This window comes from Providencia sp. PROV114, from assembly GCF_032704305.1.
GTDB classification, from domain to species: domain Bacteria; phylum Pseudomonadota; class Gammaproteobacteria; order Enterobacterales; family Enterobacteriaceae; genus Providencia; species Providencia rettgeri.
The window spans coordinates 2,283,652-2,305,000 of the sequence record NZ_CP120528.1 but is presented as its reverse complement, the minus strand read 5'-3'; the positions used below and the strand labels follow the sequence as shown (position 1 = coordinate 2,305,000).

The following is a 21,349-nucleotide window of genomic DNA, read 5'->3' as shown; positions in this document are numbered from 1 at the left end:
AAACCAGCCGAGTAGGCTGGTTTTAACATCACGTAATACTGGGTTATTTAAACAAGTCAGCACTGATGGTGACACTTCCACCATTAGATTGCCATTCTCTTGTAATATGGAAATACTTAGCCCCTTTAGCTTCAGCACGTTTTGCTATTTGGTAACGTACTTCTGGCGTATTGGTGTAATATCCTGAGAATGTAATAGAGTCAAATGGAACCATTTGAGCTGCTGCTGTTTTGTTCACTTCTTCAATAACATAGCCACTTGGCAGAGTCACACTAGTACGACCTGGCTGGCTGCTAGAGGTTTCAAAGAAACGACCGACTGCGCTTGTTGGCTCTTCAGAAGATGCAACACCTGGGATACGTACTTTTTTAGCTGCTTCACCGCCTTCAGCTAATAGAGCTCGACCAGCTTCTGAATCAGCAGGAACCACTGCGTCTTCATTAAGTACTTGTCGTTTCGGGGCATCTTTCTTATAGATGTAAGCCGTTGCTAATGTGTTTCCACCATCATTCATTGCGATATTACGAACCACATAGAATGAGGCTGCATTTTTTTCAAGGGCTTTTTTAGCAATAGCCTCATAGAGGTCTGGTTGAGAAGGGTAAAAACCGCTTACCGTAACAGTATCAAAAGGCTCATATTCTGTTGCGTCAGTTTTTGACATTTCTTCAACACCACCGAATACACGACGTTTCGGTGTACCAACTTCTGGTGCATCTTTTGCGTAGACATCTGCAACAACACGCATGTTGCCGCTATCACCTACATCATCAAGGCTTTGAATGTAAAAGGCATATGCCCCCATTTTATCAGCCCTACGGGAGACTGCATCGGATGCTTCATAAATAGCATTAAAGCGCCCGGTAACTGTTATACGCTCATAAGGTTTTAATTCAGTAGCCTGTTTTGGCGTCAATTCAACAGCCGCCTGAGTAGCAGTTATACTAGTTAATGATAACACCGCGGCTGCGATGACCGTAGTTTTCAGCTTCATACAAAATCCTTCCGCCTTGCGCAATTTATTATAAACATGCTGAATCTTAGTTGTATCACATGTACGTGATTATTACACGTAACGGAACCCGTTGTCTCATGATTTTCTTTTTATGAGAAATAAATAATTATTGACTAGTTAAATTTACCAGATTTTTTAAAGTATCCAGTATTTTATTGACCTAAAACTAAGATTTTCACTGCGAATTCCATTTACTGTCTAAGAATCGAGATCAATTATGGATCAAGAAGCTTATTTTCAGTAGGTTATTAGAACATTAAAAATCTGTTTATGCACAAAATAAGACTTTTCTCTGTGATGATAGTCATTATTTTAGCAAACACTCTATTAACAACATTACGTTAGGCATTAAAAAGGGAACATTATGCGTATTGGTATACCAAGAGAAAGACTTGCCAATGAAGCGCGTGTTGCAGCTACACCATCAACAGTGACTCAACTTCTTAAGTTAGGTTTTTCTGTCTGTGTAGAACAAAATGCGGGTCATTTAGCCAGTTTTGATGATGTAGCATACGAACAAGCGGGGGCAGAAATCGTTGATCGTGATACTGCATTTGCTGCGGATATCGTTTTTAAAGTCAACGCGCCACTGGATGATGAAATTCCTCTGTTAAAAGAAGGGGCAACACTGGTGAGTTTCATTTGGCCGGCACAAAATGCTGAGCTAATGGAAGTGTTAAAAGCTCGGAAAATTAACGTGATGGCGATGGATGCCGTGCCACGTATTTCACGTGCCCAGTCACTTGATGCGCTGAGTTCAATGGCAAACATTGCAGGCTACCGTGCAATTGTTGAAGCTGCTCATGAATTTGGCCGTTTTTTTACGGGGCAAATTACGGCAGCAGGTAAAGTGCCTCCAGCGAAAGTCATGATCATCGGTGCTGGGGTTGCTGGTCTTGCTGCAATTGGTGCAGCAGGTAGCTTAGGCGCTATTGTTCGCGCTTTTGACACTCGCCCTGAGGTGAAAGAGCAAGTTCAGAGTATGGGAGCTGAATTCCTTGAGCTAGATTTCAAAGAAGAGGCTGGTAGTGGCGATGGCTATGCCAAAGTGATGTCAGAAGCATTTATTAAAGCTGAGATGGAATTGTTCGCTGCCCAGGCGAAAGAAGTCGATATCATTGTGACTACGGCACTGATCCCAGGTAAACCCGCACCTAAATTGATTACCAAGGAAATGGTTGAATCAATGAAACCAGGGAGTGTGGTTGTCGACTTAGCGGCGCAAACTGGGGGAAACTGTGAATTAACTCAAGCAGATAAGTTGGTTGTGACTGACAATGGCGTAAAAATCATTGGCTACACTGATTTACCAAGCCGTTTGCCAACTCAATCATCACAGTTATATGGAACAAACCTTGTTAACTTGATGAAACTGCTATGCAAAGAAAAAAACGGTGAAATCAACATTGATTTTGACGATCTGGTTATTCGCGGTGTCACAGTGATTAAGCAAGGTGAAATCACCTGGCCTGCCCCCCCAATTCAGGTATCTGCTCAACCGCAGGCGAAACCGCAATCGGTTGAAAAAGTTAAAGCGCCTGAGAAAAAGATGTCACCGACGCTGAAATATGGCTTGATGGCATTAGCCATCATCTTGTTTGGTTGGTTCGCTAATTCAGCGCCAAAAGAGTTTTTATCGCACTTTACGGTATTCGCATTAGCTTGTGTGGTCGGTTATTACGTGGTGTGGAATGTCACTCATGCATTGCATACACCGTTAATGTCAGTCACTAATGCTATTTCAGGGATCATCGTCGTGGGCGCCTTGCTCCAGATTGGAAACGGTGGCTGGGTAAGCTTCTTATCCTTTATCGCCATATTGATCGCCAGTATCAATATTTTTGGTGGGTTCACTGTAACCCAACGCATGTTAAAAATGTTTCGTAAAGGGTAAGGGGTAACTTATGTTGTCGAGTGGAATTGTGACAGCAGCTTATATAGTTGCTGCTATCCTATTTATTTTCAGCCTTGCTGGGCTATCCCGTCATGAAAGCTCCCAACGAGGGAATACTTACGGCATCATCGGGATGGCTATTGCATTGGTAGCCACGATTTTAGGTCCTCACAGTGCTAATGTGGGCTGGATGATCGTTGCGATGGTTATTGGTGCAGTGATTGGTATTCGCTTAGCGAAAAAAGTTGAAATGACAGAAATGCCTGAGCTGGTGGCTATTTTACATAGTTTTGTCGGTTTAGCAGCAGTGCTGGTTGGTTTCAACAGCTTTATCGCAAGTGAAGGGCACGCTGATGTTGTGATGGAAAACATTCATTTAACAGAAGTTTTCTTAGGGATCTTCATTGGTGCGGTTACCTTCACTGGCTCAGTGGTCGCTTATGGTAAATTATCAGGAAAAATGTCATCAAAACCGATGATGTTACCTAATCGCCATAAACTGAATTTAGCGGCGTTAGTTGTTTCATTCATTCTGTTAGTGATTTTCGTTAAAACAGAAAGTGTGGGCTTACAAGTCTTCTTGATGCTAATCATGACTGCGATTGCTTTAGCTTTTGGCTGGCATTTAGTGGCATCAATTGGTGGAGCGGATATGCCTGTGGTTGTTTCAATGCTGAATTCTTATTCAGGTTGGGCTGCTGCAGCGGCAGGTTTCATGTTAAGCAATGACTTGTTGATCGTCACAGGGGCATTGGTCGGTTCTTCAGGTGCGATTCTGTCCTATATTATGTGTAAGGCGATGAACCGTTCGTTTATCAGTGTTATTGCAGGAGGCTTCGGTACAGATGGCTCTTCAACAGGCACAGAAGAAGAAATGGGTGAGTACCGTGAAAGCACGGCAGAAGAAGTCGCTGAAATGTTGAAAAATTCAACATCGGTAATTATCACTCCAGGCTATGGTATGGCGGTTGCACAAGCACAATACCCTGTTGCGGATATCACCACTAAACTACGTGAACGTGGTATTAATGTGCGTTTTGGTATTCACCCTGTAGCTGGGCGTTTACCTGGCCATATGAACGTATTATTAGCCGAAGCTAAAGTACCTTATGATATCGTATTGGAAATGGATGAAATTAATGATGATTTCTCTGATACCGATACCGTTCTTGTTATTGGTGCTAACGATACGGTTAACCCAGCGGCTCAAGAAGATCCAAACAGCCCAATTGCAGGTATGCCAGTTCTTGAAGTTTGGAAAGCAAGCAATGTCATTGTATTTAAACGTTCAATGAATACTGGCTATGCTGGGGTACAAAACCCATTATTCTTCAAAGAAAATACGCAGATGTTGTTTGGTGATGCGAAAGATAGCGTTGATGCAATCTTACGTGCATTGTAATTTAATGAGTTACTAATTCATTTCAAAAAAAATTAGCAAAGTAAATAAGAAGGGGGGATTGGTTAATTCCAGTCACCCCTTCTTGATATTTGAGAGTTAAATCAGTTTATGTGATGCAGTCTTATAAACGCATCATTTGAGGCAAAATCGAGCGCAATTGGTTAGCCCTCGAGCAAAGGTAAACACTAATAAAAACGCTAGTGTTGATATTATGAGCATGCTCATCATGAGAACTCCGCCATTGAAATTATCCATGACATATCCTCCCACTAAGCTACCAATAGTAATTAAAATTAAAAACATAAAGGTAATCAAAGCTGAACCTTTTTCGGTTAATTCTGGAACATGAACGTGCATCCACATGTTGATTGTTGCAGGAACCATACCCGCAGCAACTCCCCATGAAAAAACAAATATGATACTGGTTGCCCAATTAAAATCTAAAACAGATAATGCGAGAAAAGCTAAGGCCAATAAAAGTGCACTAATCGCAAAATTATAACGAACATTATGTTTTCCGACATAACCTGCCAGTATATTGCCAACGACGCTAGCCACTCCAAAAAAGAGTAATAATGCTGAAATTTGCCCTTCGATAAAGCCTGCGGTTTGTTTAAAGAATACCGTAAAATAATTATAGGCAGAGAAATGTGCTAAAAAAATCAGTGTGAATATAACTAACCCTTTACGTGCAATAGGGTGCGAGGGCATCAATAATAACTCTTTCCATTGCATAGACGAGGACGGCTTTAATGATGGTAAAGAAAAATACTGCATTAAAAATGCGATAGCGCCCGCAATGACTAATGCAATATAAGGTGTTCTCCAACCATAGTTATCAGATAGCCAAGCGCCTAAAGGTACGCCGAGTACGGTAACTAATGTGACTGCCGAAAAAAATATTGTTACGGATGTGGTAATTGACATGTTTTTAGGTGCTAAACGTACGACTAAGCCAGCAGCAACACCCCAAAAACCCCCTAATGCAATTCCTAATGCGAAACGACCTAATAAAACTAAACTAAAATTAGAAGCGAAAGCCGTAATTGCGTTGGCTAATATCATGAGAGCAACTAAGAAAAGTAATACTTGGCGTCTATCGATATTTTTTGCATAAATGGGAACAAATAGGGAGGATACCATACCTGCGATAGATGTGACTGTCACGGTAAGTCCTGCAGTACCTGTTGATATTTGGAAATCATAAGCGATATTATTCAGGACGCTAATCGCTAAAAATTCACCAGTAACAATAATGAAGCAAGCAAAAGTTGCAGATAATAGTGAAAGCCAGTTACCATTGTGCGAAGAAAAATGAGTTGTTGTCATTTGCTTTCCATGAAAATTGAGTTATTTACAAAAAAATAATTTTATAGTGACCGCTATAAAATTATAGTGCTATTCTTTATGCAAATTTAGGCGCTGTCAATTATTTTTGTAGTGATCACTATAAAATAGTTATGGCATCGTGAGTTGACTGCGAGTAAAGTGAGAAGATGAATCAAATAAAACGCGGGCGGCCTAAAGGCTTTGACCAACAAGATGCATTAGCTAAAGCCATGTTACTTTTTTGGCGAAATGGCTATGTTGCAACCTCAATTAGCGATTTAACTCATGAGCTAGGTATCACCGCACCTAGTCTTTACTGTGCTTTTGGTGATAAAGCATCGTTGTTCAATCAATGTATTGATTATTATTTGATGAATGAAGCTTGCCCTATTTTGTCTATCGTAAAGCAAGCTAAAACGGCGAAAATTGCGATTGAATTACTGATGTACGAAAGCGCCAAAAGGCTAATTCAGCCAAACAAACCCGCAGGTTGTATGTTGATTACTGCGGCAATGAATGGGGCGAAGCAAATCGAAGATGTGCAATTAAACGTTCAAGAAAAACGTAAGAGCTATCAAGAGATTCTACTAGAGCGCATGCGCAAAGGTATTGCTGATGGCGATGTTGCACCAGATGCACCGATTGAAGCTATCGTTGATTTTTATATCACGGTAATTGATGGTTTTACCATCCAAGCGTGTGACGGAATTGAACTTGAGAGGCTGAATCAAGTTATTTTTAATGCTATGCAGGTTTGGCCAGTACTTAATTCCAGCCAACATAAACAGAATCAGGATTGAATTGCTCCCCTAGTTAGTGAATTAGGGGGAGCAATTTTTAAATGATTAATTAATCTTCATCAGCAGGGGTGATAGGGCAGACAAAGCCGTCAGGTTTAATCGCTAATAAATCACATTTTAGCTTATCGATGACATGCTCTGCGGTATTCCCCAAAAAGGCCGCTGAAATCCCTGTACGGCCTAAAATACCCAGCACCACAACCCCCGCATGTAATTCTTCACACATGTCAGGAATAATTTTTTCAGGTAGGCCTTCACGGACATGGGTGTACTTTTCATCAATCCCAAATTTTTGCCGTAGCTCTTTCATCGCAATTAAATGTTGGCCACGTAGTGCGTTGTTATATAAGCTCGGGTCGAAATCGGGCAACTCTATGGCAATATTCATTGGCGCAACAGGATATGCGCTTACTAAATGAATTTCCTGTTCTTTAATAATGCGTGTTGCTAAGTCTTTTGTTTTTTCGACCAATTTAATATTGAGGTCATCGTGATAAGATTCCTCATTTGATAAATTAACGGCAACAACCACGGAACCGTGGTCTGGCCATACTTTATCTTTCACCATCCAGACAGGAGCAGGGCATTTTCGGAGTAAATGCCAGTCTAACGGGGTAAAAATAATTGACTCGAAATTATCGGTTTGATGTGCCATTTTCAGTAATAAGTCATGTTCACCACTGATAACTTCCTGAATAATGGCCTCATATGGCTTGTTGTGCCAAATAACTTTAATTTCAATATCAATGCCTGCTTCAAGATAGAAATGAGCTTGTTGTTTGATCCACGCTGCTTTTTGGCTTATTACACCTTTACGCATGGCATTACGCTCTTCAGGGGACAGTAATGTTGTCATGTCATAGGAAAGGTCGTAGATAGGCAAAAACGCTTTTATCCGTCCACCATTACGCTGCACGATGTAGACAGCACGTCTTAATGCAGGTTGATCATCCTGATTTGGGTCAATTGCAACTAGCAGATTTTTATAGTTTGCCATATTGAAATCCTCTCGATACACGGATATTTCCATATAGATAAACTATGATATTGAGATTAAATAGGCAAGAAATCTAGGGAAAAAAATGAAAACGGATCACTGATAACGTGATCCGTTTAGGGATATTAGCATGTAATTGCGGAAACTTTACCAGCAATATCAGTCAGTTTAGCCATATCTTCGATGGTGATATACTTACCTTTAACACTCAGCATGCCACTTTTTTGAAAGCGGCCTAATAAACGGCTGATGGTTTCAACAGTTAATCCAAGATAGTTACCAATATCTCCACGAGTCATGGTCAATCTAAATTCTCTTGGTGAAAAACCGCGTTCTGCAAAGCGGTGTGAGAGGTTAAGAATAAATGCAGCTAAACGTTCTTCCGCATTTTTCTTAGATAATAAAAGGATCATTTCTTGGTCACCTTTAATTTCACCGCTCATTAAACGCATAATTTGCTGACGTAAATTAGGCATTTTGCCTGATAAATCATCTAATGTTTCAAAAGGTATTTCACAAACCATTGATGTTTCAAGTGCTTGTGCAAAACTTGGGTGCTGTGTATGAATGATGGCGTCAAAACCAACAAGGTCTCCAGCTAAATGAAAACCGGTAATTTGCTCATCGCCTTCTTCGGTTATTGTATAGCTTTTTATTGTACCAGAGCGGATGGCATATAATGAACGCAACTCATCGCCTGCTTTAAACAAAGCTTGGCCTTTTTGAATTGGTTTCTTGCGTTCGATGATATTATCAAGTTGATCCAGTTCATGTTCATTCAGCGTAAAAGGAATGCAAAGTTGGCTAATACTGCAGTCCTGGCAATGAATAGCACAACCACCAGACTGGATGCGACGAACAACTCTTTTTTCTGGGATCATATTTAAGGCTCAATCAAGTTAAAATTATTGATATGAGTCAATTTTAACATAAGATAATGCAACTGGTAAGTAGTAATGTATGACAGAATCGACTTAATAAACAAAAAAGCCAATCAGAGAACATGGAAGAAATTAGTGAATTTAGATATTAATGCTAAATTAAAGAAGATTACTAAATATAAAATTTGATATAGATTAAATTTCACCCTCTAAACGATAAAAAGATGACAGATATCACCATTGTAATTAATACTTAAAATTATAGTGCTTGAGCACGAAATATTAAACTAATTAGCATTAATTTAACACGAAAATAAATTTATGAATATCAATTTTTCAAATTAACCTCAATAAGGAGATTATAATGACACTTACTCAACAGTCTTTACCCACTTCGATGACAGTTGTTGACATTATAGAACCTGGTGGGTCAGAAAAGCTGCGATTAATTGATAAACCGTTACCTAGAATTTCTGCAGGGTATTTACTTGTTAAGGTGGAAGCTGCGGGCGTTAATCGTCCTGATATTTTTCAGCGTAAGGGATCTTATCCTCCACCGGCTGATGCTTCACCGATTATGGGGCTTGAAATTGCAGGAACTATTGTAGGCAAGGCGGATGATGTAGCGGAATGGCAGCTAGGTGATAAAGTTTGTGGGCTGGTTGCTGGGGGCGGTTATGCGGAATATTGTCTAGTGCATAAGCACATCGCCTTACCGTTAGGGAATTTATCTTTTATCGAGGGGGCGGCAATACCTGAAAACTTTTTTACTGTTTGGGCAAACGTTTTTCAAATCGGCAAGTTAAAAAAAGACGAAACAGTACTTATTCACGGGGGAACATCGGGTATTGGTAGTGTGGCGATTATGTTAGCGAAAGCGTTTGGTGCAACAGTGATTACCACTGTTGGTTCTGAGGATAAGGCTGAAGTTGCAAAATCGTTAGGTGCAGATTGTGCTGTTAACTATAGAAAAGATGATTTTGTTGAGGCTACGCTCAATTATACCTCCTCTCGAGGTGTAGATATGGTCGTGGATATTATCGGTGGCGATTATGTTGCAAAAAATTATCAAGTTGCTGCTAAGTTTGGGCGCATTATCCAGATTGGGATGATGAAAGGTAACCCTAAAGAGTTAAATATGATGCCTTTAATGGTAAAAAGATTAACTCATACGGGATCAACAATGCGTTCTCGAACTATTGAAGAAAAAGTTTTGATCGCACAAGAGCTCAAAGAACAAGTTTGGGGGATGTTACAAAAAGGTGAAATTAAACCTGTTATTAACAAATGCTATCCTTTAGACCAAGTAAAAGAAGCTCATGAATATATGGAATCAGGTGATCTTGTTGGTAAAATAGTCCTAATAAACAATTAAATAGAATTTTTTATTCTGGTTTTTATTGTTGTATTACGATATATTTATAATAGTAAAAACCAGTCCATTTATAACAAATAATTTACATGATCAAGTCTTTTTAGCGTAAATATCTCTTTACAGTTAACTAAATTTTGATTTTTTGTGCTCGTCCACAAATTAGAATGAAATTCCAATTGGTTTGTTAATAATTTAATAAAAATAGATTATATCTATAAACAAGTTGGCCATTAACGGTTTGTTTATCAATAAGTAATCCTTAAATGATATTTTTAAATGTATATCATTAATATATTGATATCTTTTATATAAACACAGCCCGTTATGCACTTTCCAATGATATTAAGTTAAGTGACTTAAATGCAACTAGCGGCTGCTAATTGCAGTTTGAAGGTGTAGTAATGATGAATAATTTTAAAAATGCAAAGATGAATGTAGATGCATTGTTTTTAGGCCCTAAATCTGAAAATGCTGTCTTTTTCAAAGAAATGATGGAATATTCAGTGAGTGAACACATGCATTGGCGCTCTAGCTATCATCCAGAAGACCCTGATCTTATCTCTACCGTTGACCGCTATGCCCCTGAATACCGAGATACGTTATATCGTACAGAAGGTATTCTTAATCAACTCTCTTCAAAATTAAAAACAACATCAGTTCCATGGTTCTCTCCACGTTATATGGGCCATATGAATGCAGATACGCTGATGATTTCTAATTTAGCTTATGTTATGGCGATGATGTACAACCCTAATAATTGTGCACAAGAATCTTCTCCGACGACAACCGTTTTAGAAATAGAGGCCGGATTAGATTTATGTGCCATGTTTGGTTATGACGTACAACATGCTTGGGGGCATATTACATCAGGTGGGACAGTAGCTAACTATGAAGGATTATGGGTAGCTAGAAATATTAAAACACTACCGTTGGCGATTATGCAGCATCCAAAATCCCAATACCTACTAAAGGGGAAAACCGAAAAAGAGTTGCTCAATCTTTCAGTGCCTACAGTTCTAGATTTAATTGACGAATTAAAGAAACAGCAAATTTTTGAAGAAATTCGTGATCTGACCTGTCGTGGCGTTGGAATAGAGCAAGGAAAACTCGGTAAGTTATTGGTTCCTCAGTCTAAACACTATTCATGGATGAAAGCGATGGATATTCTTGGTTTAGGCCAACAGAATATTGTGCAACTACCCGTTGATGCAAGTTATCGAACGGATGTGTGTAAAATGCGTGAAACCGTATTTGCATTGATTGAGCAAGGAGAACCTATTTTAGCGGTCGTTGCCGTTATGGGAACCACAGAAACTGGTGCAATTGACAATGTCAAAGAAGTCATTGAGCTACGACGTGAATGTGAGCAACGTTTTGGTGTTTCTTTTTATGTGCATATCGATGCTGCTTATGCGGGATACGCTTGTGCGATGTTTCGTGATGAAGAAAATCAATTTATGGAGTATGAGAATTTAATCCAACGGTATCATAGTGAAGGAATTTTCCCTGAAAATATGGTGTGGCCAAAACGCGATGTGTATGAAAGTTTTAAAGCATTAAGCCAAGCTGATTCTATTACCGTTGACCCTCATAAAGTGGGGTTTATTCCGTATGCGGCGGGGGCAATTTGTATGAAAGATAAGCGGATTGTAGATTTGGTTTCTTACCATGCCGCTTATGTATTTGAAGAAGTGCAAGAAAAACAGCGTAAAGCAGAAAAAACGCAAAATGTATTACTTGGCTCTTCCATCATGGAAGGATCAAAAGCGGGCGCAACCGCCGCAGCGGTATGGGCTGCACACCGCTTAGTCCCATTAAATGTTTTAGGGTATGGAAAAGTGATTGCCGCAGGGATCATCACAGCTAATTGGATGATTGACAAAATTAATCAATGTGAGCCTTTCATTATTGATGAGCGTCAATTTTCAATTATAGCGATGCCTACGCCTGATTTTCATATGATTAACTTTATGTTTCGTGAAATCGGAAACACCTCTTTAGAAAAGCAAAATCAGCTCAATAAGCGGCTATATGAATTATGCTCTTATGCAGCTGGTCGGAGTTATTCTAATGATTTTCTCACCTCATCAACTTCGCTAACTTATGACGAATATGGTGATAATCCATTGAATTTATGTCGAGATGCACAGTTCTCTGATAACGAATGGCATAAAGTGCGGTCAATTTATGTACTACGGGCAGCAATCATGACGCATTGCTTGCGTGATAGGGCACATTTTGAAACCTATTGGGCGGAGTTAAAAAATATCTTTGAAGATAAACTGCAACAACTCATTAATGAAGAAAATAAGTCAAATCATTCCAATTATAAAATTAATATTTAATTGATTGTTAGGATCTCAATATGAAAAATCGCACACTTGGTAGTGTATTTATTGTTGCAGGTACTACGATTGGCGCAGGTATGTTAGCTATGCCTATCGCGGCTGCTGGTAATGGGTTTTTAGTTAGCTTGGCTATGTTATTAGTGTTATGGGCATTGATGTGTTACACAGCATTGCTTTTGGTCGAGGTTTATCAACATGAATCCCACGAAACGGGGATTGGTAGTGTTGCGCAGCGGTATTTAGGGTCTAGCGGCAAATTTATTACGGGTTTCAGTATGATGTTCCTTATGTATGCACTGACAGCGGCTTATGTCAGTGGTGCAGGGGAAATCATTACTTCAAATTTAAAAAGTAGTTTTGCCATTGAAATGGCCGATTGGATGGGAATTGTTGTATTTACCGTCATTGGCGGTGGCGTTGTATGTTTCGGGACTTCATCCGTAGATTTTATCAACCGTATTTTATTTGCTGCAAAAATTGTTTTCCTAGTCATTATATTGGCATTAATGATACCGCATGTTGAGCAACAAAATTTATTGGCTGCGCCAACTGAAAAAGTTCTCATTTTATCTGCGATACCGGTATTTTTTACCTCATTTGGTTTTCATGGTAGCGTCCCAAGTATCGTTAAATACATGGGAGGGGATGTCAAAAAACTGCGGGTTATTTTTATCATCGGAAGTGCTATCCCATTGATTGCTTATATTTTATGGCAAATCGCAACCTTAGGGAGTATTGGTACAACCACGTTCGTTGGTATTTTGGCTGAAAACGCAGGGCTTAATGGACTATTAGATGCAATTAAGGATGTGGCTCAATCAGGAAAAACAGAGTTAATTGCACAAATGTTCATGAGCTTGGCTCTAGCGACATCTTTCCTTGGGGTTGCTTTAGGGTTATTTGACTTTTTAGCAGACTTATTTAAACGTCAAGATAATGCTTCAGGGCGTCTACAAACAGGTTTACTAACCTTTGGACCACCGCTAGTTTTTGCTTTATTTTATCCTAAAGGGTTTGTGATGGCATTAGGATATGCCGCAATTGCACTTTCAATACTAGCTTTATTACTGCCTAGTGCAATGGCATTTAAATCAAGGGCATTGAACCCACAGAAATATCAAGTATTGGGTGGTGGATTAGGTCTATCATTGGTATTCATTTGTGGCATTATAGTTATTGGTGTTCAGTTAGGGATTGTTTTCAACATATTACCTAATATTGGCTAATAAACCGTTTACTTGCCAGCTGTCTTTTGATAGCTGGCTTGTTCCTTTCCTTAAAGCCTTTCTCAAATTTACGGCATAATTTACTCAGTTAGACAATTTACCGCACATTTTTTACTGTTGTATCGACATTTAGTCGGTATAATCCATATAAGAATGATTATCATTAGCACGTTATGCACAAAAACAGATATATCTAAAGCTGGCATTTTCTGTAAAAGTAACTATTATGTTAGATATATCGGTTTTAGAGTAAATAACCCTGAGAATTTTAATGGCCAGTGAACAACAACTAGACCCGTGTTTGTGTAACGGTAAAAGTGTCAGTCGTATGTTTAACCCTAAACAGTTAAGGATTTATATCCTACATTTACTGACGGGGGGAATTAATTATGGTTATGAGTTAATAAAAAAAATTGCAGAAGAAACGGCAGGTTTTTATTGTCCAAGTCCGGGTGTAATTTATCCGACTCTAACGTTATTAGAAGAGTTAGGGTTTATTTCAGCGGGTAAAGATAATGGAAAAGGGCGCAAGTGTTATGTGATTACTCCAGAAGGTCGCTGTTTTTTATTACTCAAAGCTGAAATATTGGCAGAAGTTCAACTAAAATTAAAATATGCACAGGAATTAAAAGCAGGTAATCAATTTGCTAATGAAATTGAATGTGCTGTAGATAAATTTAAGTCATTGTTGAGACACCAAATCGTGATACAACAGTTGACAAAAGAAGAGACAACAAGAGTCGTTGAGATCATTAACCGCGCAGTGGAACGAATTGAGCAAGTTAATGCGGTGTTAGTGGCAGAGGGAAAATCAAATGGCTAAAACGAATGATATTATACAAGCAAAAGAGCATTTATATATGAAAGAAACAAGCAAAATACCACAGAGCAACGACCCGGTTACTTCTGAAAATGAACCGCCTGTGAATACGAATAAAGATGTTAAATTTAAAGAGGTTGTTTGCCCCAATGTCCCAACGTCATATTTTAAGCGAGCTAAAAAACAAAAAATAAAATAATAATTTGGATAGTTTACAAAATCTTTATTCATACGAAAGGCATAAAGAATAAATGCAATTATTTTCATTATTGATGAATAACAGTACTCAATTTTCTATTATTTCGTCAATAAGGTAAATTTTAGGGTACATATAATTATTTTGTAAACTGTAACTATCATCCTATATCAGTATACGACTTATTGAGAAGGCCCCCTGATCACTTAGCGTCATCAGGGGGTATCGGTTATAAGCCCAATTTAGCGTGTATTTGGGCTATTTCATTTATCCACTGTTGTTGTAACTGTGGCTTTTGGTGGCTTAGTTTGCGTTTTTGATCCGCAAGTAACTTTTGCTCTAATATCAGTAATGTTTCTAGTAGCTCATCTTCATGCGCATCTTCCTCACAAGGAATTTTAATCGCCGATTTAACAGAGACATCTCTCCCAAGTGTAGGCGTTAATAATGACTGGGATTGCAGCTCGATTTTATGATAAATATCATCAACATTAAGGTATTCCTCTAGCCGATTATCATCGATAAACCAGAAGCGTTGGCAGCTATTTTCAATGAGCCATCTATCATGGCTTACAACCAATAATGCTCCAGAAAATAAGCTAATTTGTTCACAAAGCGCTTCCTTGCCTTCTAGATCAAGGTGATTGGTAGGTTCGTCCAATAAAATCAACTCGTACTGAGCTAAACTTAAACCAATAAACAATAACCTAGCGCGTTCTCCACCACTCAGTGTTACTACTTTCTGTTGATGGCGTGAATAAGCAAAACCAGCGCCAATCAAGGCCATTTTTCGTTGTTCATCGGTTAAAGGTGCAAAATGACGTAGTGCCTCTAGTAGGCTATCATTATCATTTAGCTGCTCTAATTGTTGGTCATAATAACCAGCACTGATTGCTGGGTGAAACTTCAATTGCGAGCTATTACGCAAATCTTGTTGATAACATTGCCAAAGTAGACGTAATAGTGTCGATTTACCACAGCCATTAGCGCCCATGATGGCGATACGGTCACCACTTTTCACTTGATGAAATGCCGTTTTAAACAACTGATTTCCATTCGGTGTTGAAACAACAGTGTATTCCAACTCCAAAACTCTATCTGCAGGAATCGCTTTGCCATTTAAAGCAAGCTTCCATTGATAGCCTTCAGTTAACTCAGTTTGGGCATCTTTAAGCCGATCAATATGTTTTTCCATCTGCTTGGCTTTGCGTGATAAGGCTTCATTGTCATACACATGCCCCCAAATAGCTAAGCGCTTGGCACTTGATGCAATACGGTCAATTTCTTTTTGCTCGGCTTGATTACGACGTGCATCAGTAATGTCTTTTTCACTCAATGCTTGCCGTGCTGCACTGCAAGGTAACCGATAAAAATGCAGTGATTTATCTCGTAAAATCCAAGTGCAGTTACTCACCTTATCTAATAATGACTGGTCATGAGACACGAGTACGAAACTGCCTTTCCATGACTGTAAGAAATTACCTAACCAAATAAGTGTGGGTAAATCTAAATGATTACTTGGTTCATCAAGTAGTAGTAAATCGGGCTGCTCAATTAAAGCACGACCTAGAAGCAAACGAGTATGTTGCCCTCCACTGATGGCATAAGCTTTTTGTTCCCACTGTTCAGGTGTAAAACCTAATTCTGATAATAAAACTTCAGCCCGCCAGCGTTCAGTGACTTTGTCTTGTTCAGGTAATTTTTGAACCAGTGCATCAAGGAGTGTTAAGGAAGCAATATCATCGGGTAAATGTTGTTCAATATAAGCAGTAACACAGTGGTTCGCATAAGTAATACTGCCATTATTAGGGGACAATTGCTGGGTTATTAGCTTCAATAATGTACTTTTTCCGCTTCCGTTATGGCCAATTAAACCAATACGGTCGCCTTGTTGAACGGTAAAAGAGATATCATTCAATAAAGTCGAGGTTGAAGTATCGTAATTTAGTGATTTTACAGTTAATAAAGTGCTCATAGCTTACTCAAATTTTAGGCATAAAAATGCCAGGGCATAGTCGTCACGACAACCCAGTAAGCTGAGGGAAGATTTTCTTTAGTGGCTTCGCTCAGGCAGGGTTATCGCAGTATAAAACTGTGAAAGCCTGAGCTCTGGCGATTACCAAAGAAGTGTGAGTATTCAATAAGATCACACAACAGCATAGATTAGCCTCCTTAATATTTGTTAAGTTAATCCATGAGATAATCATAGCAAACATAGTCTTTGGCAAACAATGTCCAGAAATGCGTTGTTTGATTATTATTGTTAAATTAAGTATATCCACAGATATAAATGATACTTATATCATGCACGAAGAAATGAATAATACTGCTGTGAATTGGGTTCTTCGTTGGTAGCGTTTAAAATTAGGATTCAAAAGCTAAGAGAGCCCCACATGAACGTAGAAATAAAGTCAGCAACCCACCAAGATGCCGCTTTGATATTAGATATGATCATTGAACTTGCGGATTACGAAAAAGCACGTCATGAAGTGAAAGCTACAGTTGCTGATATCGAAAATTCCTTATTCGATGAAAATTCAAGCACTGAAGCATTGATTTGTTATGTCGATGGGCAGCCAGCAGGGTATGCCGTATTCTTTACAAGTTATTCAACATGGTTAGGTAATAGTGGCATTTATTTAGAGGATTTATATGTATCCCCTAATTATAGAGGGGCAGGAGCCGGAAAAAAACTATTGAAACATATTGCAAAATTGGCCGTAGATCGAAAATGCCAGCGTCTGGAATGGAGCGTTCTTGATTGGAATCAGCCAGCGATTGATTTCTATAAAAGTATAGGTGCGCAACCACAGGATGAGTGGGTTCGTTACCGCATGGACGAAAAAACGATAGCTGAATTTGCTTGCTAATATTTATTCAAATCAAATGTTATTAATAAAGCCAGTAAACTAATTGACTGGCTTTATTTTTTATATATTGAATTAAATGTATACAATTAATGCTTTATTATTGTTTTTATCTGTCTATTCTACCTTTTTGTGACACAAGGCAACTTCACTTAACTTAAATGCTGATAAAATGTTATTAAATTAGATAGATAGCTAATTTAATAACTGTGTTTACACGTACTAACATAGTTAAAAAATAAAAAATTATTACTTTTGTCTTAGTTGTATTTATTTAGCATATAGGACAGTTATATCGTTTTATTAATATTTACCAGGTTAATAATCAAAATAATTGTTGTTCCTTGTTTTCTCATTTAATGGAAAGGGATGGTATGAAAATAAATAAGCAAAAAATATCTTTTTACATCATTTTAATAATAATTATTGTTGCGGGTGGTTTTTATTACTGGAATGTTAATTCAGGTGGGCTACCTGCTGGATTTGCACAAAGTAATGGCCGTATAGAAGCAACGGAAATTGATATTGCGACTAAGACTGCAGGGCGCATTGAAACGATTAATGTAAAAGAAGGCGATTTTGTTAAAGAAGGGCAAGAACTTGCTCGTATGGATACACGAGCGCTCCAAGAGCAGTTTCATGAAGTACAAGCCCAGTTACGCCAAGCGATTAGTGCAGTGACAACAGCCGAATCTGCTTTAGCCCAACGAAAAAGTGAAAAAGTTGCCGCTCAAGCGGTTGTTCGCCAACGTGAAGCGGAATTAGACGCCGCACAGAAACGATTAAATCGCTCTAGAGCTTTGGTAAGAACCAACGCTGTTTCTCAACAACAAGTCGATGACGATACAGCGCAGATGCAAGGTGCTCGCGCAGCACTGGAGGCGTCAAAAGCGCAAGTTGCCGCCGCGACATCAGCGATTGATTCTGCAAGCGCCGGTATTGTCCAAGCGAAAAATCGTGTTGATGCAGCGACAGCAACGGAACGTCGCATTATTGCGGACTTAGATGACAGTATTCTAAAAGCACCAAGAAACGGGCGTATTCAATACCGTGTCGCTGAGCCTGGAGAGGTACTTGGCGCTGGTGGGCGGGTCTTGAATATGGTCGATTTAAGTGATGTGTATATGACCTTTTTCTTACCGACTGAAGATGCAGGTAAAGTTGCCTTAGGCAGTGATGTTCACATTATCCTTGATGCTGCACCAAACATCGTGATCCCAGCAAAAACCACGTTCGTGGCAAGTGTTGCACAATTCACACCCAAAACCGTAGAAACACAAAATGAACGCTTAAAATTGATGTTCAGAGTACGTGCGCGTATTTCCCCTGAGTTATTAGAGCAACACTTAGAATATGTCAAAACAGGGTTACCTGGTAAAGCGTATGTACGTTTGGATCCGAATGAATCTTGGCCTGCTGAACTTGAGGTGAGATTACCACAATGACCAATAGACTGATGGATGATGTGATTATCGATATACAGCATGTCAGCCAGCATTATGGTGATAATTGTGCGTTGGATGACATTGTACTTTCCATCCCAGCAAGAAAAATGGTTGGGTTGATTGGTCCAGATGGTGTAGGAAAATCAAGCTTGATTTCTCTGATCGCGGGGGCAAGAGTGATTCAAGAAGGCCAAATAACGGTACTTGATGGTGATATGAATGACATTGAACACCGCCGAGCTGTTTGCCCTCGCATCGCTTATATGCCACAAGGTTTAGGGAAGAATCTCTACCATACATTATCTGTTTATGAAAACGTCGATTTTTTTGGGCGTTTATTTGGCCAATCAAAAGCTGAGCGTGAATATCGCATTCAAGATTTACTTGAAAGTACAGGGCTTGCACCCTTTAAAGACCGTCCTGCTGGCAAATTATCAGGAGGCATGAAACAAAAGTTGGGATTATGCTGTGCGTTAATTCATGATCCCGATTTATTAATTTTAGATGAACCTACCACTGGGGTTGACCCGTTATCTCGTGCACAATTTTGGGATTTAATCGATCGTATTCGTTTGCGACAAACCAATATGAGTGTTTTGGTCGCAACAGCTTACATGGAAGAAGCCGAACGTTTTGATTGGTTAGTGGCAATGGATGATGGCAAGGTGCTTGCCACTGGCCATGCATCTGAATTAAAAGCACAGACGCAATGTGATGACCTTGAAGCTGCGTTTATTCAATTACTACCAGAAGAAAAGCGTAGCGGGCACAAAAAGGTTGTGATCCCTGCGCGTGATACCACAAAAGACAATGTTATTGCCATTGAAGCGCAAGACTTAACCATGCGTTTTGGTAACTTCGTCGCCGTTGACCACGTTAATTTTAAAATCCCTAAAGGGGAAATCTTTGGCTTCTTAGGCTCCAATGGTTGTGGTAAATCCACTACCATGAAAATGCTGACAGGCCTACTTCAAGCCAGTGAAGGGCAGGCATGGCTATTTGGTCAAGAAATTGATCCTAAAGACATCGAGACTCGTAAACGCGTCGGTTATATGTCGCAAGCCTTCTCGTTATATAGTGAATTAAGTGTTGAGCAAAACTTAGTTCTTCATGCCAAGCTTTTCCATATACCGGAGGATAAAATCCCTCAGCGTGTGGATGAAATGTGCCAGCGTTTTGAACTTGAAGATGTGCGAGAGGTAATGCCTGACGATTTACCTTTGGGAATTCGTCAACGGTTATCTTTAGCTGTTGCTGTTATTCATGAACCTGAAATGTTAATCCTCGATGAGCCAACATCAGGAGTGGACCCTGTTGCCAGAGATATGTTCTGGAACTTAATGGTCGATTTATCAAGGCGTGACGGCGTCACAATTTTTATCTCAACTCACTTTATGAATGAAGCCGAACGCTGTGACCGAATTTCATTAATGCACGCAGGAAAGGTACTTGATTGTGATACGCCTGCAAACTTAACCAAAAAACGCGGATTAGCGACGTTAGAAGAAACCTTTATTGCTTATTTGCAAGATGCGGTGGGTGATGCAGGGCAAGGGCAAGAAACTGCACCTGAGTTCCATGTTGACCCTGAACTAAAAGAGCAAGCAACCGAAGCGTTGAAAAAACGCTTTAGTTTACGTCGGTTATTTAGTTATTCCATCCGGGAAAGCATGGAATTGCGTCGAGATCCTGTCCGTTCTACATTGGCGTTATTGGGAACTGTAATTCTTATGTTTATCATGGGTTACGGTATTAGTATGGATGTAGAAAATTTACGTTTTTCAGTACTCGATCGCGACCAAACAGGGCTAAGTCAGGGATATACTCTGAACTTAGCAGGCTCACGTTACTTTATCGAACAACCACCAATTAAAGATTATGATGACTTAGAGGCAAAAATGCGTAGCGGTGATGTTACTGTTGCGATTGAAATTCCACCTAATTTTGCTAGGGATATCGCTCGTGGTAATAACGTCAAAATTGGCGTGTGGATTGATGGTGCCATGCCAAACCGTGCTGAAACTGTGCGTGGCTATGTACAAGCAATGCACTTAGCATGGCTAAGTACGATGGCTGCTCGTCAACCCGTAGGTGTTGCTGGTATGCCCGCTATCGACATTGAAACTCGATATCGTTATAACCCAGATGTTCGCAGTTTGCCGGCGATTGTTCCCGCGGTTATTCCATTATTATTAATGATGATACCCGCCATGCTGAGTGCGTTAAGTGTTGTTCGAGAAAAAGAACTTGGTTCGATTATCAATCTTTATGTCACCCCGATCACCAAATTAGAATTTTTACTTGGAAAACAGCTCCCTTATATTCTATTAGGCATGTTTAACTTTGTATTACTTTGCATATTATCAGTGTATATATTTGGTGTTGAATTCAAAGGTAGTTTTCTGACATTAACGCTGGCAGCATTTCTGTATATCAGTATTGCAACAGGTATGGGGCTGCTAATTTCATGCTTTATGAAAAGCCAAATCGCAGCAATTTTTGGTACTTCTATCATCACATTGATACCAGCAACTCAGTTTTCAGGAATGATTGACCCTGTCTCATCATTGGAAGGTATTGGCCGCTGGGTTGGGATGGTTTATCCAACATCACATTTTTTGACTATCACGCGAGGAACCTTCTCTAAGGGGTTAAATTTATTTGATTTACAGTCATCATTTATTCCATTACTGATCACCGTACCACTGGTTATTGGGCTAAGTGTTTTATTCCTGAAAAAGCAGGAGGCATAGT

At 39.4% G+C, this 21,349-nt stretch carries 16 protein-coding genes; 11 read left to right on the top strand and 5 right to left on the bottom strand.

Features of this window, described 5'->3' with window-relative positions:
- Positions 1-43: 43 nt before the first annotated feature.
- Positions 44-994 (bottom strand): DUF1471 family protein YdgH, encoded by a 951-nt coding sequence (gene ydgH / locus P3L37_RS10185; protein WP_109912180.1) that lies wholly within the window; start codon positions 992-994, stop codon positions 44-46.
- A 385-nt stretch (positions 995-1,379) separates the two neighbouring features.
- Between ydgH and pntA the strand changes: the two genes are divergently transcribed.
- Both pntA and pntB read left to right on the top strand, forming a co-directional pair.
- The gene (gene pntA / locus P3L37_RS10180; protein ID WP_272667295.1) at positions 1,380-2,909 is read left to right on the top strand and encodes a Re/Si-specific NAD(P)(+) transhydrogenase subunit alpha; all 1,530 of its coding nucleotides are present in this window, start codon (positions 1,380-1,382) and stop codon (positions 2,907-2,909) included.
- Between the two features lie 13 nt (positions 2,910-2,922).
- Positions 2,923-4,311 carry a Re/Si-specific NAD(P)(+) transhydrogenase subunit beta gene (gene pntB / locus P3L37_RS10175; RefSeq protein WP_004910772.1) on the top strand — a complete coding sequence of 463 codons (1,389 nt, stop codon included), beginning with the start codon at positions 2,923-2,925 and terminating at the stop codon, positions 4,309-4,311.
- A gap of 132 nt (positions 4,312-4,443) precedes the next feature.
- Here the strand turns inward: pntB and P3L37_RS10170 are convergent, their stop codons facing one another.
- Positions 4,444-5,640 carry an MFS transporter gene (locus tag P3L37_RS10170; protein ID WP_004910773.1) on the bottom strand — a complete coding sequence of 399 codons (1,197 nt, stop codon included), beginning with the start codon at positions 5,638-5,640 and terminating at the stop codon, positions 4,444-4,446.
- A 167-nt stretch (positions 5,641-5,807) separates the two neighbouring features.
- On the opposite strand from P3L37_RS10170, the gene P3L37_RS10165 reads away from it, so the two are divergent.
- Positions 5,808-6,440, top strand: a complete 633-nt coding sequence (locus P3L37_RS10165) for a TetR/AcrR family transcriptional regulator (protein ID WP_109912182.1) — start codon at positions 5,808-5,810, stop codon at positions 6,438-6,440.
- Between the two features lie 49 nt (positions 6,441-6,489).
- Here P3L37_RS10165 and uspE read toward each other — a convergent pair whose 3' ends face one another.
- Both uspE and P3L37_RS10155 read right to left on the bottom strand, forming a co-directional pair.
- A complete protein-coding gene (gene uspE, locus P3L37_RS10160; protein WP_004910778.1) occupies positions 6,490-7,437 on the bottom strand; it encodes a universal stress protein UspE in 948 nt (315 codons plus the stop codon).
- 125 nt (positions 7,438-7,562) lie between these two features.
- Positions 7,563-8,318: an FNR family transcription factor gene (locus P3L37_RS10155; RefSeq protein ID WP_004254821.1), complete on the bottom strand. Its 756-nt coding sequence runs from the start codon at positions 8,316-8,318 to the stop codon at positions 7,563-7,565.
- A gap of 364 nt (positions 8,319-8,682) precedes the next feature.
- On the opposite strand from P3L37_RS10155, the gene P3L37_RS10150 reads away from it, so the two are divergent.
- The 5 genes from P3L37_RS10150 to P3L37_RS10130 all read left to right on the top strand — a co-directional run bounded on the left by P3L37_RS10150 (position 8,683) and on the right by P3L37_RS10130 (position 14,286).
- Positions 8,683-9,693, top strand: a complete 1,011-nt coding sequence (locus tag P3L37_RS10150; protein WP_004910780.1) for an NAD(P)H-quinone oxidoreductase — start codon at positions 8,683-8,685, stop codon at positions 9,691-9,693.
- A gap of 404 nt (positions 9,694-10,097) precedes the next feature.
- The gene (locus P3L37_RS10145; RefSeq protein WP_004910781.1) at positions 10,098-12,038 is read left to right on the top strand and encodes a pyridoxal phosphate-dependent decarboxylase family protein; all 1,941 of its coding nucleotides are present in this window, start codon (positions 10,098-10,100) and stop codon (positions 12,036-12,038) included.
- Between the two features lie 20 nt (positions 12,039-12,058).
- Positions 12,059-13,267: a tyrosine transporter TyrP gene (gene tyrP, locus P3L37_RS10140; RefSeq protein ID WP_004910783.1), complete on the top strand. Its 1,209-nt coding sequence runs from the start codon at positions 12,059-12,061 to the stop codon at positions 13,265-13,267.
- Positions 13,268-13,538: 271 nt separating this feature from the next.
- A complete protein-coding gene (locus tag P3L37_RS10135; protein WP_004910786.1) occupies positions 13,539-14,090 on the top strand; it encodes a PadR family transcriptional regulator in 552 nt (183 codons plus the stop codon).
- Positions 14,083-14,286 carry a hypothetical protein gene (locus P3L37_RS10130; protein WP_004910787.1) on the top strand — a complete coding sequence of 68 codons (204 nt, stop codon included), beginning with the start codon at positions 14,083-14,085 and terminating at the stop codon, positions 14,284-14,286. The genes P3L37_RS10135 and P3L37_RS10130 overlap by 8 nt, the downstream gene beginning before the upstream one ends.
- A gap of 226 nt (positions 14,287-14,512) precedes the next feature.
- Here the strand turns inward: P3L37_RS10130 and P3L37_RS10125 are convergent, their stop codons facing one another.
- On the bottom strand, positions 14,513-16,258 hold the full coding sequence (locus P3L37_RS10125; protein ID WP_109912183.1) for an ABC-F family ATP-binding cassette domain-containing protein: 1,746 nt from the start codon (positions 16,256-16,258) through the stop codon (positions 14,513-14,515).
- A 418-nt stretch (positions 16,259-16,676) separates the two neighbouring features.
- Here P3L37_RS10125 and P3L37_RS10120 point away from each other — a divergent pair, with 418 nt between their 5' ends.
- The 3 genes from P3L37_RS10120 (at position 16,677) to rbbA (ending at position 21,348) form a co-directional block, all read left to right on the top strand.
- Positions 16,677-17,153, top strand: a complete 477-nt coding sequence (locus P3L37_RS10120; RefSeq protein WP_110731917.1) for a GNAT family N-acetyltransferase — start codon at positions 16,677-16,679, stop codon at positions 17,151-17,153.
- A gap of 371 nt (positions 17,154-17,524) precedes the next feature.
- Complete coding sequence (locus P3L37_RS10115; RefSeq protein ID WP_110731918.1) at positions 17,525-18,595, top strand: HlyD family secretion protein; 1,071 nt, start codon at positions 17,525-17,527, stop codon at positions 18,593-18,595.
- Positions 18,592-21,348, top strand: a complete 2,757-nt coding sequence (gene rbbA, locus P3L37_RS10110; RefSeq protein WP_109912185.1) for a ribosome-associated ATPase/putative transporter RbbA — start codon at positions 18,592-18,594, stop codon at positions 21,346-21,348. Before P3L37_RS10115 ends, rbbA begins: the two co-directional genes overlap by 4 nt.
- Position 21,349: the final 1 nt, after the last annotated feature.